Origin of the sequence: Bathymodiolus azoricus thioautotrophic gill symbiont (assembly GCF_001298715.1) — a bacterium.
Taxonomy (GTDB): Bacteria; Pseudomonadota; Gammaproteobacteria; order PS1; family Pseudothioglobaceae; genus Thiodubiliella.
The window spans coordinates 1-1,723 of sequence record NZ_CDSC02000121.1 but is presented as its reverse complement, the minus strand read 5'-3'; the positions used below and the strand labels follow the sequence as shown (position 1 = coordinate 1,723).

Sequence of the window (1,723 nt, the reverse complement as noted above, 5' to 3'; positions counted from 1 at the left end):
CATTCAGCTCTTTAGATAAGAATTTCACCATGGATCTGTAATCGTCATCACTCATTACAGTATTTTGTGTAATGATTTCTATTTTAGAAACAGAGCTCTCAATCAAACTTATTGCACCTTTAAATTGTTCCAACAGTTCTTGCTCAGAGTAGCTACCTGACTGTATTATGGTGACAGGTGTCTTGTTGAGACTGGTTTTTTTTGCAATATTGTATACAACAGTAGTTCTGTCTTTTTTGTAGGAAAAACCAATACTGCCTGAGGAGCGTACATCGTAAAATACAAAATCTTTGGTTACCTTATCCGCTCCTGCTACTCCGCCTACTGTTGTGTCTTTATCCTTTTCATAACGATAAGCATATGATCCTCTATTCGGACCTGAAGGACTGTACGCCAATACATTTGCATTGAACCTGCTACTTAAATCACTCACAAGACCTGCGTAACCAGCTGCACCATGCGTGGCATACCAGTCTGCACTGCCACCACCCATTTTTATATTTATTTGTGCCATTGAAGTGCCATCAGGCAGTCGCCTTTCCAACTCTGACAGAGCTGCTAAGGTAGTATCAGACTTGTCTGCTATAACACGAACTTTTAGCCCGCCTTCCAAACCTTCTATCGATCTATTTAGTTGTAGCGAACCATCCTCACCCACAGAAGCAACAAGATGATAATTGTCGTCTGTGTAAGGATCAAGCTGGGTTAATTCACCGTCTTTGTAGCCCCAGACAACTTTTCCTTCGTCAAGATGATAGCGATTGTTAACTCTACTTCTACCGGTTGGTCCTGTTTGTAACTGACCTAATCTAGAACTGACCTTGGTTTCAATGTTCCTTTCTTTCAGACCCATTGCGACATCTTTACTAAAATCAGCGCCTGGATTGCATCCTTTCATAGCGACTGTGTCAATGCTTGATTGAGCGGGTAAAACGCCTCTTAATGTAACAACATAATCAACAATGTTAGTAGCCGTTCTGCGTCCTATAAACCCTTTTTTACCATGTCCAGCAAATAATATTTTAATATTATCTGCTTTTATTTTGTGTAATTTAGGTCCATACACAATCTGATAATCACCATTATTATCCATTTTTATAAGTGTAGAGTTTCCAAAATGTTTGCTTGCTAAGGCTGCCGAACTATTTGCTACGGCTTGATCGTCTTGTAACTGAACAACAACACAATGTGTATCCCTAGGACCGGGAGCAGTATTATACTTATTTGTTACTCTTTTGCGCTTCCATACACTTAACGCATATTGAGATTTTGTAATATCACTAACAATCTCTGATGCCTTTTTCACACATTCCTCAGCCCAAGCTTTGCGAGCTGTATTTTTATCAAGGTTAATCTCATCTTTACTTAGTAATCCTTCAAATTCACCTTTAACACCTTTAATGTGTCTGAGTTGTTCTACAAGGCTCAAGCCAGCAATGTCTTTTAACATATCTACGCTTGCATCAATATCCAGCTCACCCTTGTTAAGTTTATCTTCTAAATGATAGGCAAGAGCATTCTCTGCACACTTGCGTGCAATTGCACTTAACTTATTAAACTGTGTTTGGTATTTGATATTTCGGACTTGCAAATGCCTATCTAAATCGTTAGCCATTCTTTCAAAATTTTTCGTCTTCAGAATCCCTGGCTCTAACACCTTAGTCATTTGAAAACCTGCTTCTAATCTTCTTAAAAAATCATAATTATTACTACCCTTACCCTC

The 1,723-nt window shown here is 38.7% G+C and carries 1 protein-coding gene; it reads right to left on the bottom strand.

Annotated features, from left to right (window positions below; translation table 11 throughout):
- Positions 1-1,615, bottom strand: a 1,615-nt coding sequence (locus BAZSYMA_RS02410; RefSeq protein ID WP_195910056.1) for a C80 family cysteine peptidase, incomplete at its 3' end; no start/stop codon positions are given.
- Positions 1,616-1,723: the final 108 nt, after the last annotated feature.